This is a genomic window from Streptomyces sp. NPDC006602 (assembly GCF_042870385.1).
Taxonomy (GTDB): Bacteria; Actinomycetota; Actinomycetes; order Streptomycetales; family Streptomycetaceae; genus Streptomyces.
Genome location: NZ_JBIAHG010000002.1, coordinates 37,910 through 58,349, shown reverse-complemented (window position 1 = coordinate 58,349; position 20,440 = coordinate 37,910). Strand labels below are relative to the sequence as shown.

18 protein-coding genes are annotated in these 20,440 nt (G+C 70.5%); 7 read left to right on the top strand and 11 right to left on the bottom strand.

The window, feature by feature from the left end; genetic code table 11:
* The first annotated feature begins 28 nt into the window (after nt 1–28).
* The 5 genes from ACFYO2_RS04865 to ACFYO2_RS04845 all read left to right on the top strand — a co-directional run bounded on the left by ACFYO2_RS04865 (nt 29) and on the right by ACFYO2_RS04845 (nt 7,406).
* Nucleotides 29–1,624, top strand: coding sequence for a phytoene desaturase family protein (locus tag ACFYO2_RS04865; RefSeq protein ID WP_388344172.1), 1,596 nt, complete (start codon nt 29–31; stop codon nt 1,622–1,624).
* Nucleotides 1,625–1,975: 351 nt separating this feature from the next.
* A complete protein-coding gene (locus ACFYO2_RS04860; protein ID WP_388344169.1) occupies nt 1,976–3,085 on the top strand; it encodes a nitronate monooxygenase in 1,110 nt (369 codons plus the stop codon).
* Nucleotides 3,082–4,635, top strand: coding sequence for an acyl-CoA synthetase (locus ACFYO2_RS04855; protein ID WP_388344166.1), 1,554 nt, complete (start codon nt 3,082–3,084; stop codon nt 4,633–4,635). The genes ACFYO2_RS04860 and ACFYO2_RS04855 overlap by 4 nt, the downstream gene beginning before the upstream one ends.
* Nucleotides 4,636–4,855: 220 nt before the next feature.
* A complete protein-coding gene (sigJ, locus tag ACFYO2_RS04850; RefSeq protein ID WP_388344163.1) occupies nt 4,856–5,722 on the top strand; it encodes an RNA polymerase sigma factor SigJ in 867 nt (288 codons plus the stop codon).
* Between the two features lie 190 nt (nt 5,723–5,912).
* Nucleotides 5,913–7,406, top strand: a complete 1,494-nt coding sequence (locus tag ACFYO2_RS04845) for an acyl-CoA synthetase (RefSeq protein ID WP_388344160.1) — start codon at nt 5,913–5,915, stop codon at nt 7,404–7,406.
* Here ACFYO2_RS04845 and ACFYO2_RS04840 read toward each other — a convergent pair whose 3' ends face one another.
* On the bottom strand, nt 7,407–8,375 hold the full coding sequence (locus ACFYO2_RS04840; RefSeq protein WP_388344157.1) for a toll/interleukin-1 receptor domain-containing protein: 969 nt from the start codon (nt 8,373–8,375) through the stop codon (nt 7,407–7,409).
* A 153-nt stretch (nt 8,376–8,528) separates the two neighbouring features.
* Nucleotides 8,529–9,845 carry a phenylacetate--CoA ligase PaaK gene (gene paaK / locus ACFYO2_RS04835; protein WP_388344155.1) on the bottom strand — a complete coding sequence of 439 codons (1,317 nt, stop codon included), beginning with the start codon at nt 9,843–9,845 and terminating at the stop codon, nt 8,529–8,531.
* A gap of 173 nt (nt 9,846–10,018) precedes the next feature.
* On the opposite strand from paaK, the gene ACFYO2_RS04830 reads away from it, so the two are divergent.
* Entirely contained in the window at nt 10,019–10,873 is an 855-nt protein-coding gene (locus tag ACFYO2_RS04830) for an alpha/beta fold hydrolase (protein WP_388344152.1), read from the top strand.
* A 56-nt stretch (nt 10,874–10,929) separates the two neighbouring features.
* On the opposite strand, the gene ACFYO2_RS04825 is transcribed toward ACFYO2_RS04830, so the two are convergent.
* The 7 genes from ACFYO2_RS04825 to ACFYO2_RS04795 form a co-directional block, all read right to left on the bottom strand.
* Nucleotides 10,930–11,181 carry a hypothetical protein gene (locus tag ACFYO2_RS04825; RefSeq protein WP_388344149.1) on the bottom strand — a complete coding sequence of 84 codons (252 nt, stop codon included), beginning with the start codon at nt 11,179–11,181 and terminating at the stop codon, nt 10,930–10,932.
* Between the two features lie 145 nt (nt 11,182–11,326).
* Nucleotides 11,327–11,719 carry an MmcQ/YjbR family DNA-binding protein gene (locus tag ACFYO2_RS04820; RefSeq protein WP_388344146.1) on the bottom strand — a complete coding sequence of 131 codons (393 nt, stop codon included), beginning with the start codon at nt 11,717–11,719 and terminating at the stop codon, nt 11,327–11,329.
* The gene (locus ACFYO2_RS04815) at nt 11,716–12,111 is read right to left on the bottom strand and encodes an MmcQ/YjbR family DNA-binding protein (protein WP_388346032.1); all 396 of its coding nucleotides are present in this window, start codon (nt 12,109–12,111) and stop codon (nt 11,716–11,718) included. Before ACFYO2_RS04815 ends, ACFYO2_RS04820 begins: the two co-directional genes overlap by 4 nt.
* Before the next feature lie 90 nt (nt 12,112–12,201).
* On the bottom strand, nt 12,202–13,122 hold the full coding sequence (locus ACFYO2_RS04810; RefSeq protein WP_388344143.1) for an SDR family oxidoreductase: 921 nt from the start codon (nt 13,120–13,122) through the stop codon (nt 12,202–12,204).
* A gap of 259 nt (nt 13,123–13,381) precedes the next feature.
* Complete coding sequence (locus ACFYO2_RS04805) at nt 13,382–13,861, bottom strand: MarR family winged helix-turn-helix transcriptional regulator (protein WP_388344141.1); 480 nt, start codon at nt 13,859–13,861, stop codon at nt 13,382–13,384.
* Nucleotides 13,862–13,871: 10 nt separating this feature from the next.
* Nucleotides 13,872–14,933: an alkene reductase gene (locus ACFYO2_RS04800; protein ID WP_388344138.1), complete on the bottom strand. Its 1,062-nt coding sequence runs from the start codon at nt 14,931–14,933 to the stop codon at nt 13,872–13,874.
* Nucleotides 14,934–15,016: 83 nt separating this feature from the next.
* Entirely contained in the window at nt 15,017–15,922 is a 906-nt protein-coding gene (locus ACFYO2_RS04795) for an NADP-dependent oxidoreductase (RefSeq protein ID WP_388344135.1), read from the bottom strand.
* Between the two features lie 359 nt (nt 15,923–16,281).
* On the opposite strand from ACFYO2_RS04795, the gene ACFYO2_RS04790 reads away from it, so the two are divergent.
* Nucleotides 16,282–16,776: an alpha/beta fold hydrolase gene (locus ACFYO2_RS04790; protein ID WP_388344133.1), complete on the top strand. Its 495-nt coding sequence runs from the start codon at nt 16,282–16,284 to the stop codon at nt 16,774–16,776.
* Here the strand turns inward: ACFYO2_RS04790 and ACFYO2_RS04785 are convergent.
* Nucleotides 16,754–18,583, bottom strand: a complete 1,830-nt coding sequence (locus ACFYO2_RS04785) for a sulfatase (RefSeq protein ID WP_388344131.1) — start codon at nt 18,581–18,583, stop codon at nt 16,754–16,756. The genes ACFYO2_RS04790 and ACFYO2_RS04785 overlap by 23 nt on opposite strands.
* Before the next feature lie 96 nt (nt 18,584–18,679).
* Nucleotides 18,680–20,320, bottom strand: coding sequence for an acyl-CoA synthetase (locus ACFYO2_RS04780; protein WP_388344127.1), 1,641 nt, complete (start codon nt 20,318–20,320; stop codon nt 18,680–18,682).
* Nucleotides 20,321–20,440: the final 120 nt, after the last annotated feature.

Here is a 20,440-nt window from a genome sequence, read left to right as displayed (position 1 = left end):
CCTGGATCAAGGCGTGTTACCAAGAACCATGCCTGCACGCGAAGGACACCGGGAAGACCGAGTCCTCCACAGACGCCGGGGGTACGACGTCGTGGTCGTCGGCGGGGGCCACAACGGCCTGGTCGCCGCCGCCTACCTGGCCCGGGCCGGACGGTCCGTACTGGTCCTCGAGCGGCTGGACCACACCGGTGGCGCCGCCGTCTCCACGCGGCCGTTCGCCGGCGTCGACGCGCGGCTGTCGCGCTACTCGTACCTGGTGAGCCTGCTGCCGAAGAAGATCGTGCGCGACCTCGGGCTGGACTTCCGGGTCCGCACCCGCACCGTCTCGTCGTACACCCCCGTCGAACGGGACGGCCGGCCGACCGGACTCCTGGTCGGCGGCGGCGAACGCCGTACCCGGGAGGCGTTCGCGCGGCTGACCGGCGGTGAGCGCGAGCACCAGGCCTGGCAGCGCTTCTACGCCATGACCGCCCACGTGGCCCAGCGGGTCTTCCCGACCCTGACCGAACCGCTGCCCACCCGCGACGAGCTGCGCGACCGCATCGACGACGAGGACGCCTGGCGGACCCTCTTCGAGGAGCCCATCGGGGCGACGATCGAGGACCGCTTCAGCGACGACCTGGTGCGGGGCGTGGTCCTCACCGACGCCCTCATCGGAACCTTCGCCGACGCCCACGACCCCGACCTCCCGCAGAACCGCTGCTTCCTCTACCACGTGATCGGCGGCGGCACCGGCGCCTGGGACGTACCCGTCGGCGGCATGGGCGCCCTCACCGACGCCCTCGCCGCGGCGGCACGCGACGCGGGCGCCGTCCTCGCCACCGGACACGAGGCCGTGCGGATCGACACGGACGGGCGTACCGCCGAGATCACGTACCGCACCGCCGACGGAGAGGGCGTCGCCGGCGCCCGGCACGTCCTCGTCAACGCCTCCCCGCAGGAACTGGCGGCACTCACCGGCGACGAGCCGCCCACCCCCGCCGAGGGCGCCCAGCTCAAGGTGAACATGCTCCTCACCCGGCTCCCGAGGCTGCGCGACGACTCCGTCGACCCTCGCGAGGCGTTCTCCGGCACCTTCCACATCGCCGAGGGCTACGAGCAACTGGCCACCGCCCACACCCAGGCCGCCGCCGGTGAACTGCCCGCCGCCCCGCCCTCCGAGATCTACTGCCACTCCCTCACCGACCCGACGATCCTCGGCCCCGACCTCGTCGAACAGGGCTACCAGACCTTGACGTTGTTCGGCCTGCACACACCCGCCCGGCTCTTCGACCGGGACAACGACGCCGTACGCGAGGAACTCCTCAAGTCCACGCTCGCGCAGCTGGACGCCCACCTCGCCGAGCCCCTCGCCGACTGCCTGGCCACCGATGCCGACGGACGGCCCTGCATCGAGGCCAAGACGCCGCTGGACCTGGAGCGCGACCTCCGGCTCCCCGGCGGCAACATCTTCCACCGCGAACTCACCTGGCCCTACGCCCAGGAGGACACCGGCCGCTGGGGCGTGGAGACCCGCCACGCGAACGTGCTGCTGTGCGGGGCGGGCGCGGTGCGGGGCGGGGGAGTGAGCGGAGTACCGGGGCACAACGCTGCGATGGCGGTGCTGGAGGCGACGGGCGAGTGACCTTCTCGGCCCGGGACTTCTACGACTCGCCCGGTGCGGCCCCGGGCCGAGCCGCCGGCGGACGAGGCCGTCCAGCGCCGCGGCCTGGCCCCGGACACGAGCGGCTTCTTCAAGCCCGTCCTCACGGCCAGGCGTTCCCGTCGGAGAGGGTAAGAGCCACGCCAACGCCCACGTCGATGCCGACGTCCGGCCCCTTGCGGGGTACTGGTTCGACTTCGACAGCCGGATGCGGCTGATCTCGGCCCTGCGGATGTCCACGGACAAGTACGTCTTCACGTTGCCGGCGCAGAAACCTGACGGAGTATCAGAAAAGCTCTTCCGTCGGTCGGAGTACTGAGGCATTCTGCGCCCATGCAGACGGAGCTGAGCAAGACACTCGGAGTCGAGCACGCCGTCTTCGGCTTCACGCCGTTCCCCGCCGTCGCCGCGGCCATCAGCCGGGCCGGCGGCTTCGGAGTGCTCGGCGCGGTCCGCTACACCGCCCCCGACGACCTCAAACGCGACCTCGACTGGATCGAGGCGCATGTCGACGGGAAGCCGTACGGCCTCGACGTCGTCATGCCCGCCAAGAAGGTCGAAGGCGTCACCGAAGCCGACGTCGAGGCGATGATCCCCGAGACGCACCGGCAGTTCGTCCAGGACACCCTCGCCAAGCACGCAGTCCCCGAACTCGCCGAGGGCGAGGCCTCCGGCTGGCGTATCACCGGATGGATGGAGCAGGTCGCCCGCAACCAGCTCGACGTCGCCTTCGACTATCCGATCAAGCTGCTCGCCAACGCCCTCGGCTCCCCGCCCGCCGACGTGGTCGCCCGCGCCCACGACCAGAACGTGCTTGTCGCCGCGCTCGCCGGCAGTGCCCGGCACGCCCGCAAGCACAAGGAGGCGGGCATCGACGTCGTCGTCGCCCAGGGGCACGAGGCAGGCGGCCACACCGGCGAGATCGCCTCCATGGTGCTCACGCCCGAGGTCGTCGAGGCCGTCGATCCGCTGCCCGTGCTGGCGGCCGGGGGCATCGGGAGCGGTCAGCAGGTGGCGGCCGCGCTGGCACTCGGCGCCCAGGGTGTGTGGCTGGGCTCCATATGGCTGACCACCACCGAAGCCGACATGCACTCGCCCGCCCTGACCCGGAAGCTGCTCGCCGCCGGTTCCGGGGACACCGTCCGCTCCCGCGCACTCACCGGGAAACCCGCCCGCCAACTGCGCACCGAGTGGACCGACGCCTGGGACGACCCGGCCGGCCCCGGCACCCTCCCCATGCCCCTGCAGGGCCTGCTCGTCGCCGAAGCCGTCTCGCGCATCCAGAAGTACGAGGTCGAGCCGCTGCTGGGGACGCCCGTCGGCCAGATCGTCGGCCGGATGACCAGCGAACGCAGCGTCCAGGCCGTCTTCGACGACCTCACCAGCGGCTTCGAGCGAGCCGTCGACCGCGTCAACCGCATCGCCGGAAGGAGCGGCACGTGACGAGCACACCTCCCGTGGGCTTCTGGGCCCAGGCCACCCAAGACCCGACACGTGGGGTGCTCGTCGCCCCCGACGGCGAACAGTGGAGCGCCGGGCGTCTGCACGCCGCCGCCAACCGGCTCGTCCACGGCCTGCGCGCGGCCGGGCTGGAACGCGGCGACGCCTTCGCCGTCGTCCTGCCCAACGGTACGGAATTCCTCACCGCGTACCTCGCCGCCACCCAGGCCGGGTTCTACCTCGTCCCCGTCAACCACCATCTCGTCGGCCCCGAGATCGCCTGGATCGTCGCCGACTCCGGCGCCAAGGTGCTCCTCGCCCACGAACGGTTCGCCGGCCCCGCCCGCCACGCCGCCGACGAGGCCGGACTCCCGGCCGCCCACCGGTACGCCGTCGGCACGGTCGAGGGCTTCAGGCCGTACGCCGAACTCCTCGACGGGCAACCGGAGTCGCCGCCCGCCGACCGCACCCTCGGCTGGGTCATGAACTACACCTCGGGCACCACCGGCCGCCCGCGCGGCATCCGGCGCCCCCTGCCCGGCAAGCTCCCCGAGGAGGCGTACCTCGGCGGCTTCCTCGGCATCTTCGGCATCCGGCCGTTCGACGACAACGTGCACCTCGTCTGCTCACCGCTCTACCACACGGCCGTGCTCCAGTTCGCCGGCGCGTCCCTGCACATCGGCCACCGCCTGGTCCTGATGGACAAGTGGACACCCGAGGAGATGCTCCGCCTCATCGACACCCACACGTGCACGCACACCCATATGGTCCCGACCCAGTTCCACCGCCTGCTGGCCCTCCCGGACGACATCAAGGCGCGCTACGACGTCTCCTCCATGCGGCACGCCATCCACGGCGCCGCGCCCTGCCCCGACCACGTCAAGCGGGCCGTGATCGACTGGTGGGGCCACTGCGTGGAGGAGTACTACGCGGCCAGCGAGGGCGGCGGCGCCTTCGCCACCGCCGAGGACTGGCTGAAGAAACCCGGCACCGTCGGCAAGGCCTGGCCCATCAGCGAACTCGCCATCTTCGACGACGACGGCAACCGGCTGCCGCCCGGCGAACTCGGCACCGTCTACCTGAAGATGAACACGGGCGGCTTCTCGTACCACAAGGACGAGGACAAGACTCGGAAGAACCGCATCGGCGACTTCTTCACCGTCGGCGACCTCGGTCTCCTCGACGAGGACGGCTACCTCTTCCTCCGGGACCGCAAGATCGACATGATCATCTCGGGCGGCGTCAACATCTACCCGGCCGAGATCGAGTCCGCCCTGCTCGCCCACCCGGCCGTCGCCGACGCCGCCGCCTTCGGCATCCCCCACGACGACTGGGGCGAGGAGGTCAAGGCCGTCGTCGAACCCGCCCCCGGCTTCGAGCCGGGCCCCGCCCTCGCCGCCGCGCTGCTCGACCACTGCGCCGGGCAACTCGCCGGCTACAAGCGGCCCAAGAGCCTCGACTTCGTCGCGGAGATGCCCCGGGACCCCAACGGCAAGCTGTACAAGCGTCGGCTGCGGGATCCGTACTGGGAGGGCCGTACGCGCCCCGTATGACCGGCGTGACCTTCCCGAGTCGATCCGGACCACCGGCGGATCCTTCGTTCGGCAGGTCGGCATCGTGAACGGCGTGCGTGGGGCGGTCCGCGCACGCCGCCCTTACTCCAGATCGGCGCTCCCGTCACGCCGAGTGGCGCGACGGGGACGCGGCGGAGTTGACTGGGCACCCCACACCGATGCCGACCACCGCACCGAACGACTGGGAAGGACACGGAAATTGGAAATCCCGGAGCCGGCGACCGAGCAGTTCGAGACCTACCGTCCCCTGCTGCTCGGGCTCGCCTACCGGCTGCTCGGCACCATGGGGGACGCCGCGGACGTCGTCCAGGACGCCCACCTGCGGTGGACGGGCACCGAGCCCGTCCAGACCCGTGCCCCCCGGGCCTTCCTCGTCACCGTCGTCGCGCGGCTCGCCCTCGAGCGGCTCACGTCGGCCAAGGCATTGCGCGAGGCGTACACCGGGCCGTGGCTGCCCGATCCGGTGGCCACCGCCGCACTGGGCCCGCTGGACACCGCCGGGCTGCGGAACACCGTCGCCTATGCCACCCTCCACCTGATGGAGCGTCTGTCACCTGCGGAACGCGCGGTTTTCGTGCTGCACGAGGCACTCGAATTTTCGTACGGCGAGATCGCCCGCCTGCTCGACTCCACCGAGACGAACTGCCGTCGGATGCACTTGCGCACCGGCCGCCGGCTCGCCGCCGGACGCGACCGGTTCGCCCTCTCCGAGGACGACCACGCCAAACTTCTGGCCCGGTTCCTGGAGGCCGCGCAGAACCGCGACGCGGCCCGACTGGCCGACCTGCTGACCGAGGACGTCGTCGCCTGGAACGACGGCGGCGGCAAGGTCCGGGCGGCCCTGTGGCCCATCGAGGGCGGCCAGCAGGTCATCGCCTTCGCCGCGGACCTGGTCGCCCGCTACTCGTTCGGGACACCGCGCCGCGTGGACGTCAACGGCCGTCCCGCCCTCGCGATCACGGTCGACGGCGTCGACCAGTTCGTCACGATCGACGTGTGTGACGGCCGCATCGACGCCATCTACGTGATCCTCAACCCGGACAAGCTCGGCCACATCACCATCTGACGGGGTGTGGTCCCGCCCCATGTGGGATGGGACCACATGGTCAGCGCTCGCGTACGAGGACGATCACCGGCGTCGGCGAGGACAGGACATCCCGTACCGGGGCGAGGACGGGACGTCCCCGTACTGGCAGGTATCCGTCCTGAGCCCCGGTGCTTGACCTCCCCCTTTCCCGGACCCAGGATCATGTGTCATGACGCCCGGACACGGCAGCACGGTAGACGGGGTACTGCGACGCAGCGCCCGACGCACCCCGGCGCGGGTGGCGGTGGAGTACGGCGACCGCTCCTGGACCTACGAGCAACTCGACGAGGCCGTGTCCCGCGCGGCGAGCCTCCTGCTCGACCAGGGACTCGACCCCGGCGACCGGGTCGGCGCCTACGGACACAACTCCGACGCCTATCTGATCGGTTTCCTCGCCTGCGCCCGCGCGGGCCTCGTCCACGTGCCGGTCAACCAGAACCTCACCGGCGACGACCTGGCGTACCTCGTCGGCCAGTCCGGCAGCTCCCTGGTCCTCACCGACCCGGACCTGGCCGCGCGACTCCCCGAGGGGGTCCGCACGGTGCCCCTGCGCGACGCCGAGGACTCCCTGCTGGCGCGGCTGGCCACGACGCCCGCGTACGACGGTCCCGAACCGCGCAGCGAGGACCTGGTGCAGCTGCTGTACACCTCCGGGACGACGGCGCTGCCCAAGGGCGCGATGATGACGCACCGCGCCCTGGTGCACGAGTACCTGAGCGCGATCGCCGCCCTCGACCTCAGCGCGGGCGACCGGCCGGTGCACTCGCTGCCGCTGTACCACTCGGCGCAGATGCACGTGTTCCTGCTGCCGTACCTCGCGGTGGGGGCCACCAACGTCATCCTCGACGCGCCGGACGGCGACCGCCTCTTCGACCTGATCGAGACCGGCCGCGCGGACAGCCTCTTCGCCCCGCCCACTGTGTGGATCGGCCTGGCGAACCGTGCCGACTTCGCGGCTCGTGACCTGAGCGGTCTGCGCAAGGCGTACTACGGCGCGTCGATCATGCCGGTGCCCGTATTGGAGCGGCTGCGCGAACGCCTCCCGAAACTCGCCTTCTACAACTGCTTCGGGCAGAGCGAGATCGGCCCCCTGGCCACCGTCCTCGCACCCGACGAGCACAAGGGCCGCATGGACTCCTGCGGGCGGCCCGTCCTGTTCGTGGACGCCCGCGTGGTCGACGAGGACGGCAAGGACGTGCCCGACGGCACACCCGGCGAGATCGTCTACCGCTCCCCGCAGTTGTGCGAGGGCTACTGGGACAAGCCCGAGGAGACCGCCGCGGCCTTCCGTGACGGCTGGTTCCGCTCCGGCGACCTCGCGGTGCGCGACGCCCACGGCTACTTCACCATCGTCGACCGGGTGAAGGACGTCATCAACTCCGGTGGCGTACTGGTCGCTTCACGCCAGGTCGAGGACGCGCTGTACACGCATCACGCGGTCGCCGAGGTCGCGGTGATCGGCCTGCCCGACGAGCGGTGGATCGAGGCCGTCACGGCGGTCGTCGTCCCCCGCGGCGAGGTCACCGAGGAGGAACTCATCGCCCACGCCCGCGAGAAGCTCCCCCACTTCAAGGCGCCGAAGCGGGTGGTGTTCGTGGAGGAGCTGCCGCGCAACGCGAGCGGGAAGATCCTCAAGCGGGAGCTGCGGGACCGGTTGCGCTGACTACGGGAGCCCGGGCGGCGGCCTTCGTGCGCCGTGGGCGGTCGATCGCGTACCGGCGAAGGCGGCGGGAGAGCGCGGAGCCGTGGGCCGGTCGGCGACCGACGCGACGGCTCGGAAGCCGCGGGAGTCTTCGTGGACGGTCTTCCTGCTTGGCGGATCAGGAGGCAGCGGCATGGGAGGGTATCTGCAGCCTCGGGTCCGATGTCGGAGCGCGCACCGGCGAACTCGGTTCCTCCGGTGAGCCAGACGATGCCGTCGGAGAACACCCGACGGGTGCGGATGGCCGCGGCGAAGGCGGCGGCAACCGTGTTCTTCCCGGATCCTGGGACGCCGTAGAGCACCGCCACGCGTGGCGCCCGGCCGACGTCCTGTGGGCGCATCCGGTCCGGCAGGAGTGTGCGCGACAGGTGTCCGGTCAGCTCGCCGCGGTCGCGGGCGTGCGGGGGCTGTCACGGGAGGTGGAAGCACACTCAGGACGCGATCAACACGCCCGCAGGCGGGAGTTCGCCGAATTCCGTGATCTCCGGTTCGGGTCGTGATCGGCCCGAGCGGCCGCACCGGCTCGCCCAGCAGTCTGGCCAGGTCGGCGACCACCGTGTCCACCGTCTGCTGCCGTGCTTCTACTCCGTGGTAGTGGCGCAGCCGTTCGGGAAGATCGTGGAAGGCGGTCGACCGGACGACTGGCACGACGGGCTTGCCGATGTCGTCCGCGTATCGCCACTCCTGGGTGACGTATTCGGAGGACAGGGCTCCGGGCCCGGCCAGAAGGACGAGGCGGTCGCAGGCCTCGATGGCACGTCGGATCTCCTGCCCGAACGTGGTCCCTCGATTGGGCATCACCTCCCGATCGAGCCAGACCCGGCACCCTGCCCGGGCAAGGCCGTCCGACAGAGCCTGCCTGAAGTTCGGATCGTCGGCGCGGGCGTAGGACAGAAAGACGTCGTACCGGTGCTCCCCCGAATCCACCATGGCGCACATGGTGGCAGCACGTTCGCCAACCCTGAGCGGGCCGAGCCGGCGGCACCGGCCACAATCGCGCACGGAGTCGTCGCAAACGCCATTGCGCACTCATCCATGTGGATGAGCCCGACTACTGCCCAGGTGAGGCCTCCCGCCGCTCGCTCACCTAGGCTGCCCCTGCTGTTGACGCGACCGCAGGTCCACGATCCGGCGGATCTTGCCCACGGACCTCTCCAGGGACTCCGGCTCGACGATCTCCACCTCGACGGACACGCCGATGCCGTCCTTCACCGCCGCGGCGATGGCCCGCGCGGCCGCGTCCCGGTCCTCGGGCGTGGCGCCGGGCCGGGCCTCCGCCCGTACGGTGAGGGCGTCGAGGCGCCCCTCGCGGGTGAGCCGGAGCTGGAAGTGGGGCGCGACACCCGGCGTGCGCAGCACGATCTCCTCGATCTGCGTGGGGAAGAGGTTCACCCCGCGCAGGATCACCATGTCGTCGCTGCGCCCGGTGACCTTCTCCATCCGCCGGAAGACACGAGCGGTGCCCGGCAGCAGCCGCGTCAGGTCCCGGGTCCGGTAGCGAATGACAGGCATCGCCTCCTTGGTGAGAGAGGTGAAGACCAGCTCGCCCTTCTCGCCGTCCGGCAGGACCTCGCCGGTGATCGGGTCGACGACCTCGGGGAAGAAGTGGTCCTCCCACACGTGCAGTCCGTCCTTGGTCTCCACGCACTCCTGCGCGACCCCCGGGCCCATCACCTCCGACAGCCCGTATATGTCGACCGCGTCGATCGCGAACCGCTCCTCGATCTCCTGCCGCATCCGCTCGGTCCAGGGCTCGGCGCCGAAGATCCCCACGCGCAGGGAGGTGCCGCGCGGGTCCACGCCCTGCCGCTCGAACTCGTCGAGGATGGTCAGCATGTAGGAGGGCGTCACCATGATGATCTCGGGCCCCAGGTCCTGGATCAGCTGGACCTGGCGGACGGTCATCCCGCCGGACGCGGGGATGACCGTACAGCCCAGTCGTTCGGCACCGTAGTGCGCGCCGAGTCCGCCGGTGAACAGGCCGTAGCCGTATGCCACATGAACCTTGTCGCCGGGCCTGCCGCCCGCCGCGCGGATCGAGCGGGCCACCATGTCGGCCCACAGGGAAAGGTCGCCTTCCGTGTAGCCGACGACCGTGGGTCGGCCGGTCGTGCCGCTGGAGGCGTGGATGCGGCGGATGCGGTCCTGCGGCACGGCGAACATGCCGTACGGGTAGTTCTCGCGCAGGTCCGCCTTGGTGGTGAAGGGGAAAAGGGCCAGGTCGGCAAGAGACCGGCAGTCGTCCGGATGCAGGCCCGCCTTGTCGAAGGACTCCCGGTAGAAGGGCACATTGCCGTACGCGTGCCGCAGCGACGCCCGTAGCCGCTCCAGCTGCAGTGCCCGCAGCCCTTCCGAGTCCAGCCGCTCGCCGGTGTCCAGCAGGTCCTTCGCGTCCGACATGAGGTCTTCTCCCTCACCAACCACAATATTCCGGGCGACCGATCATTCGGTCGAGCTGCTCCGGATCAGTAATCCAGGATGCCCGGACGCAGGCAAGGGGTCGGTACGCACTTTCGCCCTGCCTTCCCACAACTTCGTTGCGGCCGGGGTGGCGGGCCGCGAAGATCGGCACCATGCCGACCTTCGCCGCAGCCGACGGGACCGAACTCGCCTATCACGTGCGGGGTGAGGGTGAGTCCCTCGTCGTCCTGCCGGGAGGCCCTATGCGAGCCTCCGTCTATCTCGGGGGCCTCGGGGGTCTGACCACCCGCCGGCGTCTGATCCTTCTGGACCTGCGGGGCACCGGCGACTCCGGGGTGCCCGTGGATCCGGCCACGTACCGGTGCGACCGGCTCGTGGGTGACGTGGAGGCGTTGCGGGCTCACCTGGGCCTGGAGCGCATGGACGTGCTCGCGCACTCGGCAGGCGGGAGTCTCGCCATGCTGTACGCCGCCCGGTACCCGCAGCGGGTGCGCCGTCTCGCGTTGATCACCGCCATCCCCCGGGCCCTGGGCATGCATGCCACAGCTGAGGACCGGCTGGCCGCGGCGCGGCTGCGGGACGGGGAGCCGTGGTTCGCGCAGCTGTATCCGGCGTTCGAGGCCTGGGCGGCGGGGACGGGCGACTTCGACCCCGTGTTCGGGCCCTTCTTCTACGGCCGCTGGGACAAGGCGGCCGAGGAGCACGACGCCCACACAGATGAGGAGACGAACGACGACGCGGCCGACGGGTACGGCTCGGAAGGGGCCTACGACCCGCCCGCGACCCGGGCCGCGCTCTCCCGGCTCACCGCGCCGGTCCTCGTCCTCGCCGGTGAACTCGACGGCGGCCCGCGGCCCGATCTCGCCCGCCGCTCCGCCGAGGTGTTCCCCAACGCCGAGTTCGTGGTCCAGCCCGCTGCCGGGCACTACCCCTGGCTGGACGACCCCGAGTGGTTCGTACGGCGTACCGTCGCGTTCCTGGACGCAGACGGGGCCTGTCTGCCGTAGTGCCTTCTCTGGGGCGCCCTGAGTGTGCGGTAGGGATTCACGCAGCTCAGAAGCGGTCAAGACGACGATAGCGCATGCAACTTTGGTGCACGGACACGCCCTTGGAAGCACAGTTTCCAGGTCGCAGAGAACCTGCCACAGGCCGGTTCGTTGATCACTCGACCCAGAAGCGACAGACGAGCAAGGTCGAGTCGGGTGCCGTTGTGGGTAATGAGCACCCTGTCCTCCCCGATGCCGTAGCCGAATCCCGCGTTGCCGCTGACGACGCTGGCATCCAGGTGCTCCAGCGCGTTGCGCACATCGGTCACCGGGGGCCGGCTGCTGCCGTCCCGGAACCCGGCGGACGCCGACCGGTCGGCCACGGAGACGCGATGAGGCGACGTCATCGCCCAGCTCCCAGAGCTGCCGGGCTGGCCTGAGGCCAGCCAGTGTCCAAGGGGGCGCGGCCAACGTTCACCTGGCGGCCGCGTCCGGGCCAGGGGCTCGCGGCGGGCGCTCGCTCTGTGGCAGACCGTCGATGACCAGGTCGTAGGAGTGTTCGACCGCATCGTTGATCAGCTGCTTCGTGATGCCCCGCCCGGGCCCCAGCGAGATCCAGTGCCTCTTGTCCAGACAGCGGCCCGGGGTGATCGAGGCGTAGCCGCGCTCCAGTGCCCGCGCGCGCTCGGGCTCGCACTTGACCGTGATGATCTGTTCCTCCGGGTCGTCGGTGACGATCAGGAACACCTTGTCCGCGACCTTGTACACGTCGAGTCTGGGGGTGAAAGGGCGGCCGTGGCTGACGTCGGGGAGGGCGAGGGCCGCCTTGCGGGCGGTGTCCTGGAGGCGGTCACCGGCCGTGCTCACCGGGCCGCCCGCGTGCTGGTGCCGTAGGTGTGCGGGTCGACGGGCTGCTCGGCCTTGGACAGGTGGGCGACGACGAGCCGGTAGGAGTCGGTGACGAGTTCCCTGACGAGCTCCTTGTCGACGCCTTCTCCGCTCTCCAGGGTGATCCAGTGCTTCTTGTTCATGTGGTAGCCGGGGGTGATGTGGCTGTACTGCTCCCGCAGGGCGTGGGCCTCGCCGGGGTCCGCCTTGAGGATCACCACGGGCCGCCCCGGGACGTCGGTCATCAGCATGAACACCTTGCCGCGTACCTTGTAGACCTCCCAGTCGGGGCCGAAAGGATGCTCCAGCTGGGCTCCGGGAAGTTCCTCCGCGCACGCGGCGGCGAACGTCTGCAGGGTCGACCCGTTGATGAGTGTTTCCTTCCTCGGGTCTGGTCTGGGAAGGATGGGCCCGAGGCGTCCTGGTCAGGCGCCGGGCGGCGAGAATGGGACGCGGGCCTGTCACCGGTGCTGTGCGGTGCGCAGCTCGTCGGTGAACCGGGCGAGGGCGTCCTCGGCCGTGGGGACGGGACCGAACAGCTGCTCTTGGCGGCGGGGGTCGGCGACATAACGTCCGGTCTCGAACCAGCGGAACATCGCGGCCATGTCCTTGATCAGGGGCATGAAGCGGCCGGCGACGGCTCCTGCGGCGCGGGCGACGGCGGACGGGACGGCCCACACCTTGATCTTCTTTCCGGCCCGGCTGCCCATCACGTCGGCCACCTCTCGCATGCTGACCGGACGGTCCCAGCCGATGTCGATCCGCTCACCGGCCTCGGCTTCGGCGTCGACTGCGGCTGCCAGGTACGCCGCGAGGTCGGAGGTGTGGACGAAGGTCAGCGGGACGGTGGCCTTGCCGATCCACAACATGCGGCCCTTGTCGACCGGGTCGCCCGCCATGCTCGCGACCTGGTCGAGGAACGCTCCCGGGCGCAGGGCGACGAACGGGACGCCGAGCTGTTCGAGCTTGTCCTCGGCGAGCTTCTTGTGCCAGAAGTGCGGGACTTGGGGCGTCTGGTCGCTGGTGAGGATGCTGGTCAGGACGAACCGCCGGATGCCGGTGCGGTGGGCGGCCTCGGCAAGGTTGGCGTTGCCGATGGTGTCGATGTCGTGGGCGTTCTTGCCGCCGCGGGTGTAGCCGGCGGCGGTGGTGATGACGGCATCGGCGCCGTTCATCGCGGCCACGAGCGAGTCGACGTCGAGCATGTCGCCGCGGGCGATCTCCACACCCCGGCTTTCGAGCCGGCTGGCGTCGCTGGCCGGCCTCACCAGGGCGCGGACGTTCTTGCCGCGCCCCAGAAGTTCGTCGACGACCTTGCTTCCCAGGGAGCCGGTCGCCCCGACGACGAGGACCGGGAGGGCGGTTGAGTCGGTGGCAGGCATGGGAGTCTCACTTTCAGTCAGGTCATCAGCGAGGGGCTTGGTGGGCGGGGCAGGCGCGGCTGCAGACCTGGGGCGCCTGCGTGCCGGGCGGGCCAATGGAGGCGGGCCGTGGGGGCGGATCCGCAGTGCGCCTCGCCGCCGGAACGTGCCGCGTCCGAAGGCAGCCACTACGGGATGGGTGATAGGGCCGACCTGGCGGTGGTCGCGCCGCATGCGGGACGGTGTGCACCCCAGTCCGCGTGGGGTGCACACCGGGGAGTCACGCGGACTCTTCTTCCGGCAGCGCGCGGCTGCTGATCGCCTCGGTGATGGCGTACGCGGTCTCGACGAAGGACTCCGCCTGCTGCTCCGACAGATTCCGGGCAGAGGTCTCCTCCAGGGCCTGCCACAGGGCTGCCAGGGGCTCGCGCATCGCCCGGCCCTTGTCGGTGAGGTGGACCACCATGACGCGCCGGTCATGTGCGGCCGGCTCACGGATGAGCAGGCCGGCGTCCTGCATGCGGCGAAGGGACTTGGAGACGGTGGAGTGGTCCAGGCCGACGCTGTCGAGCAGTTCGGACTGGGTCTGGCCGTCCCGGTCAAGAAGGTGCATCAGCAGCAGCTCCTGTCCGGGATGCAGGTCCATCTCGCGGAGCATGGCGGCGGCGTAGGCGCGGTGGGCGCGGGCGAGTTGGAAGATCGCGTAGCTCATCGGTCCTGCGCCGGCCGTCGTGGGGATGCGGGGTTCGGGGGTGGGCATGGTTCGGTCCTCAGTCGGTGTGGGTGGGGTAGTCGGTGTAGCCGGCCACTCCTCCGCCGTAGAAGGTCGCCGGGTCGGGGGTGTTCAGCGGCGCGCCGGCGCGGAGCCGCTCGACCAGGTCCGGGTTGGCGAGCGCGAGGGCGCCGACGGAGACAAGGTCGGCCGTGCCGTTGTCGATGTCCTTGGCACGGGCGGGCAGGTCGGTGCCGCCCCGGTTGAGGATCAGCGTGGTCGGCCACAGCGCGCGCAGGGTGCCCAGCAGCTCCTCGTCGCCCGCGTGGAGCACGTGGAGGTAGGCCAGGTCCAGGGGGCGCAGGGCGTCCAGGAGTGCCGGATACAGCTCGGCGGTGTCGGACTCGGCGATGTCGTTGTAGGGGTTGCCGGGGGAGATACGGATGCCGGTGCGCTCGGCGCCGATCTCGTCGGCCACCGCGGCGGCGACCTCGACGGCGAAGCGGATGCGGCCCTCGATCGAGCCGCCGTAGCCATCGGTGCGCTGATTGGTGTTGTCGGACAGGAACTGGTGCACCAGGTAGCCGTTGGCGCCGTGGATCTCCACGCCGTCGGCGCCTGCCGCGACGGCAGCCGCTGCGGCGCGCCGGAAGTCGTCGACGGTCGCCGCGACCTCCTGCGTCGACAGAGCACGGGGGGTCGGCATCTCCTGGGGCCCCGACGCGGTGAACATCGCGCCCTGCGCCTGGATTGCCGAAGGGGCGACCGGCCGGCGCCCGTGGGGGGTGTTGTCGGGGTGGGCGATGCGTCCGGTATGCATCAGCTGGATGACGATCCGGCCGTCGGCCGCGTGCACGGCGTCGGTGACCTTGCGCCACCCGGCGATCTGCTCGTCATTGTGGATGCCGGGGGTCAGGAGGTAGCCCTGGCCGTCGGCGGAGGGCTGGGTTCCCTCGGTGATGACGAGCGCATGCGAGGCCCGCTGGGCGTAGTACTCGGCGTTCAGCTCGGTCGGTACGCCTTCTGGCGTGGAGCGGTCACGGGTCATGGGGGCCATGACCAGGCGGTGCGGCAGAGATCTGCCGCCGAGAGTGGTCGGCGTCCACAGGGAATCCAGCATGAGGGGGTCCTTCGATAGGGCGGTGACCGGCCGGTCACCGTAAAGGCAGCGGGTGGTCGTGGGGAGCCGGTGGGCGGGCGTGCTCAGTCGACGCTCAGGACGAGCTTGCCCCGCACATGCCCGGCGTCGCTGACCTGCTGGGCCGTGGCCGCCTGGTCGAGCGGGTAGGCGGTGACGGTGGTGACGAGCTTGCCGGCCGCGGCGTCCTGGGCCAGGGCGGCCAGGCGGGCGGTCGAGCGTTCCTGGGACCCCTGGGAGAAGGTGATGCCCAGCTGCCGTGCACCGAAGTCGGCGATGGTGACGATGCGGTCGGGGCCGTCCCGCAGGGTGATGGAGTCCTCCAGGGCGCCCTTCCCGGCCAGGTCGAACACCGCGTCCACGCCGTCGGGGGCCAGCGCTCGCACCCGCTCGACCAGACCGTCGCCGTACACGGTCGCGGTGGCGCCGAGCGAGGTGAGGTAGTCCTGGTTGGAGGGGCCCGCGGTGGCAATCACGCGTGCTCCGCGGGCGGTGGCGAGCTGGACCGCCAGGGTTCCCACCGCTCCGGACGCGCCGTGCATCAGCACGGTCTCCCCGGCGGCCACCTCCAGCAGGTTCAGGACCCGCTCGGCCGTCTCGCCGGCCACCGGCAGCGCGACCGCGTGCTGCCAGTCGAGGCCGGCGGGCTTGGGGGCCACGGTGGTGGCCAGCGCGTACTGGGCGTACGAGCCGGTGTCCGACCAGCCCAGCACCTCATCGCCGACCTGCACGTCGCTCACGCCCTCACCCAGGGCGTCCACCACGCCGGCGAGCTCGCCACCGGGGACGGCGGGGAAGGTCGTCGGGCGGACGGCCTCCAGCATCCCGGCGCGGATCTTGCCGTCCAGCGCGTTCAGCCCGGCGGCCTTCACGCGGACCCGGACCTGGCCGGGGCCGGGCTGCGGGACCTCGATGTCCGCCTCGTGCAGCACGTCCGGGCCGCCGAACTGGTCGAAAACGATTGCTTTCATGATGACTCCATTCCCTTCGGCCACCAAAAGCGTGGCCAGCCACATAATCAAGGTAGCAGCAATCATGTGGCTAGCCAAGTATTCGGGAAGGCAGTCCACCTCGGCTCGCTTCGGGGTGCGCATCGAGCGCGGCGGTGACCGAGACGGTGCCGCGACGGACGTACTCCGCAGGCCGCGCCGCCCGTCGTCCTGCTGCACTCCCGCTGCGCCGACGGCACGGACTGGGCCCACAACGCCGAACGGCTCGCCGCCGGTCCGCGCCCGCGCCGGGTGTACGCCCCTGACCTGCGCGGCCACGGGGCAGCGACCGCCCCGGCACGGAACCGGGTGCCGGGCCCGAGACGTACGCGTACGAAGCCATGCGCGACGATGTCCTCGCTTTTCCCACCTGCCTCGGCATCGGCCGCGTCGACATCGTCGGGCACTCGTTGGGCGGTGCCGTCGCCCACCTGCGCGCGCAGCACGCGCCCGAGGTGGTACGTCGCCTCGTGCTGGAGGACGTACCCGCGCCGCTGTCCCTCGATCCGCCCCGGCCGCCCACCGAACGACCCGACGGAGCCCTGCCGTTCGACTGGGCCATGGTGCGGGCGACCGACGCACAGCGGAACGCCCCCCCATCCCGTGTGGTGGGCTCACATGGGGCGGATCACCATGCCCACGCTCCTCATCGCGGGCGGGCCGACCGGTCTGACACCGCAGGACCAGGTCACGGCGCTCGCCGAGCCGCCGTGCGACGTACGCCTGGTGACCATCGACGCCGGGCATCTGGTGCACGGGGCCGGCCGGAGGAGTTCCTGGCCGTCGTGGAGGCATTCCTGGAGGAGCGAGACCTCACTTCCCGTACGCCGTCATGAAGCGGTCGCGGAACTTGTCCATGCCCCACTCCGGCGCGTTCTCCGCGGGCTTGAGGCCGTCCGTCCAGCCCCAGTCGGAGATCCGGTCGAGCACCTTCGGGTCCTTGGCGACGATCGTGATCGGCACGTCCCTGCTCGCGCTGCCCTTGGTGACGGTCGGAACCGGCTGGTGGTCGCCGAGGAAGACGAGGACCGTGTTCTCGTCGCCGTAGCGCTCGAGCCATTGGGTGAGGCTGTCCACGGAGTACTGGACGGCCTTGCGGTACTCGGTACGCACGCGCTCCCGGCTCTTCCAGACCTCCGTCGGATTCGTGCCCTCCTTCTTGATCTGGTTGAAGACCGTGCCGTCACCGAGGTCCTCCCAGTCGATCGTGTGGGCGATCGGCGACCAGGGGTTGTGGCTGGAGGCCAGGATGATCTCCGCCATGATCGGGTCGCGGTTCTTCTTGCCGTGCTCCAGGCGCTGGAAGGCCTCCAGGCTGAACTGGTCCGGCACCGGCGTCCAGCTGAAGTAGGGGCCCTGGTAGCCGAGGTGGGTGGAGTCGTAGATGTGGTCGAGGCCGAAGTACTTGCCCTCGGGCCAGGCCTTGCGTACGCCGGGGACGATGCCGACCGTGCGCCAGGCGCCGGTCTTTTGGAAGTAGCTGGTGAGGGTCGCGCGGTCGCCGGTGGTCAGGCTCAGGTACCGCTGCTGGTTCTTGATCCACAGACCGGACAGGAAGGTCGAGTGGGCCATCCAGCTGCCGGCGCCCGTCACGGGCGACCTCAGCCAGCCGCTGCGCGAGTCGAAGCCGGCCGACTTGAGCCGGCTCGTGCCCTCCGCGAGGGTCGCGTCCATCTCGGGCGCCATCGCCGGGTCGTCGATCGCGACGCGGCCGTAGCTCTCGACGAAGGTGAACAGGACGTCCTTGCCGCGCAGTCCGGTCAGCAGCTGGTCGGGCGGGGTGTCGGCGAAGGCGTCGACAGCGGCCTGCTTCTGGAAGACCTTGGCGTCCCCGAGGCCGTTGCGGATGTACTCCACACGGTTGGCGAGGACCTCGGAGTTGCCCTTGCTGGCGAAGGGGACTGAGCCGGACTGCACGCCCAGGGTGAAGCAGGCGACCCACGCGGTGCCGAGGACGAGGGTGGTGGGGACCGCCACGGTGCGGTGTCGGTCCATGACCTTCGCCAGCCGCGCCACCGCCCACGTGCTGAGCGTGAGCACGGCGACGAGGAGGACGATCACCCCGGTCACCACGAGCACCTGACCCGATCGCCCGAACGACTCCCTGAGGAAGTCCGTCGCGTCGTCCAGCAGGATCCAGTCGAAGACGAGGTCGAACGGCCGGGCCAGGAACTGGTAGAAGCCCATGTCGATGAATTTCAGGACGGTGAACAGCCCGAGGAACAAGCCCGCACCGATCGCCGTGAACCGACGTGGTTTCGGCGGCAGCGCGAGCAGCACGACCGCGAGAAGAATCCCCTCGACAGGGAGGCGGACGAACGAGACGAGGGAGGTCTTGTCGAGGCGGTTGGGCAGGAGCAGCGCGAGCGCCACCAGCACACCGGCCAGCACGCTCGTCCCCACGGACACGCCACGCGACGCGCGGGGCCAGCGACGCCGCCAGCCGAACCAGCCGGGGGAGGGGGCGACGGGGCGGGTTTCGTCGGCGGACTCCTCGTGCTCCGGTGCCTCGCCGACCTCGCCCGACCCGGTCTCCTTCACGACGTCCTCGGCAACCTCTTCCCCCGCAGCCCCTCCACCATCCGCATCCGCCTCGCCCTCGGCGGTACCCGGCAGTTGACGAGAGCGAGTGAAGAGTGACACCCGGAGGTCCTTCCGTGCGGTCGTGCGATGGCATGGCAACCGTGGCCCGAAGGCCCAGCCTGCCACCCCCCAGTACGTCCGCACGTCACCTTCGGTTCAAGCCGACGGCCCCGGAATTGATCCGTCCGCAGACGCCGCCACCTCCCGGGCCCACCGGTAGTCCGCCTTGCCGCTGGGTGACCGACGAAGCGTCTCCGCGATCACCAGCCGGCGCGGGATCTTGTAACCGGCGAGCCGGGAACGGCAGTGCGTCTGGATGTCCTCCAGGGACGGCCGTACCGCCCCCTCGCGCAACTGCACCACCGCCGCCACACGGTGGCCCCACTTCGCGTCCGGCACCCCGGCGACCAGCGCGTCGTACACGTCCGGATGGGACTTGAGCGCCTGCTCGACCTCCTCCGGATACACCTTCTCGCCACCGGTGTTGATGCACTGGGAGCCGCGGCCGAGGACGGTGACCACGCCCTCCTCGTCGACGGTGGCCATGTCGCCGAGCAGCACCCAGCGCTCGCCGTCCTTCTCGAAGAAGGTCTCGGCGGTCTTTTGCGGGTCGTTGTAGTAGCCGAGCGGCACATGGCCGCACTGGGCGACCCGGCCCACCTCCCCGAAGGCGACCGGCTCGTGCGTGGCCGGGTCGACCACCTGCGTACGAGAGTTGACGCGGACGCGGAAGCCGCGTTCGGGGCCGGAGTCCTCCGTCGCCGTGCCGTTGAAGCCGGACTCGGAGGAGCCGAAGTTGTTGAGCAGCATCACGTTCGGGACGAGCGCCTGGAACTGCCTGCGCACCGTGTCCGACATGATCGCCCCCGAGGACGACACGCTGAACATCGACGACATGTCGGTGCCCTTCAGCGGGCCTTCGAGCGCGTCGATCAGCGGCCGCAGCATCGCGTCGCCCACCAGCGACATGCTGGTGACCTTCTCCCGCTCGATCGTCCGCAGCACTTCCTCGGGCACGAACTTGCGGTGCAGTACGACCCGTTGCCCGAAGTTGAACCCGATGAACGCGGTCAGCGTGGAGGTGCCGTGCATCAGCGGGGGAGCGGGCAAGAAGGTGATCCCCGCGCCGCCGGCCGCGACCCGCTCGGCCAGCTCCTCCGGCTTCTTCACCGGCTCGCCGGTCGGCGCGCCACCGCCGAGCCCCGAGAAGAACAGGTCCTCCTGGCGCCACATCACACCCTTGGGCATGCCGGTGGTGCCACCGGTGTAGATGATGAACTGGTCGTCGCCCGACCGGGACGCGAACCCGCGCTCCGTGGACCCGGAAGCCTCCGCGTCTGCGAAGTCCACGGCAGCCACCGCGGCCGCTCCCGGCCCGGGCGCCCCGACCCGCACCAGGTGCCGCAGCGCGTCCGTGTGCGGCAGCGCCGCCGCCACCCGGTCGGTGAACTCCGCGTCGAAGACCACGGCCACCAGATCGGCATCCCGATACAGATAGACCAACTCTTCTTCTACATAACGGTAGTTGACGTTCACCGGCACGATCCGCGCCTTCAGGCACCCCAGCACGGTCTGGAGGTACTCCACACCGTTGTAGAGGTGCAGCCCGACATGCTCGCCGGGACGCACCCCGCTGTCGAGGAGATGGTGGCCGACGCGATTGGCGGCGGCGTCCAGTTCCGCGTACGTCAGACGGCGCTCCGCGCCCGTACCGGGGTGGTCGATGTACACGAGCGCCTCGCGGTCCGGGACCACGTCGACGACCGACTCGAACAGGTCGGCAAGGTTGTACTCCACCGCTCCTCCTGACCTCGGACGGGCCCTGGCTGTCGGACGGTTCGCCGGTCATCAGAGCAAAGGGCGCCGCAACTGTGAAGGGTCCGCGTCGAAGAAATCTGACTGAGTGTCAGAAAACCC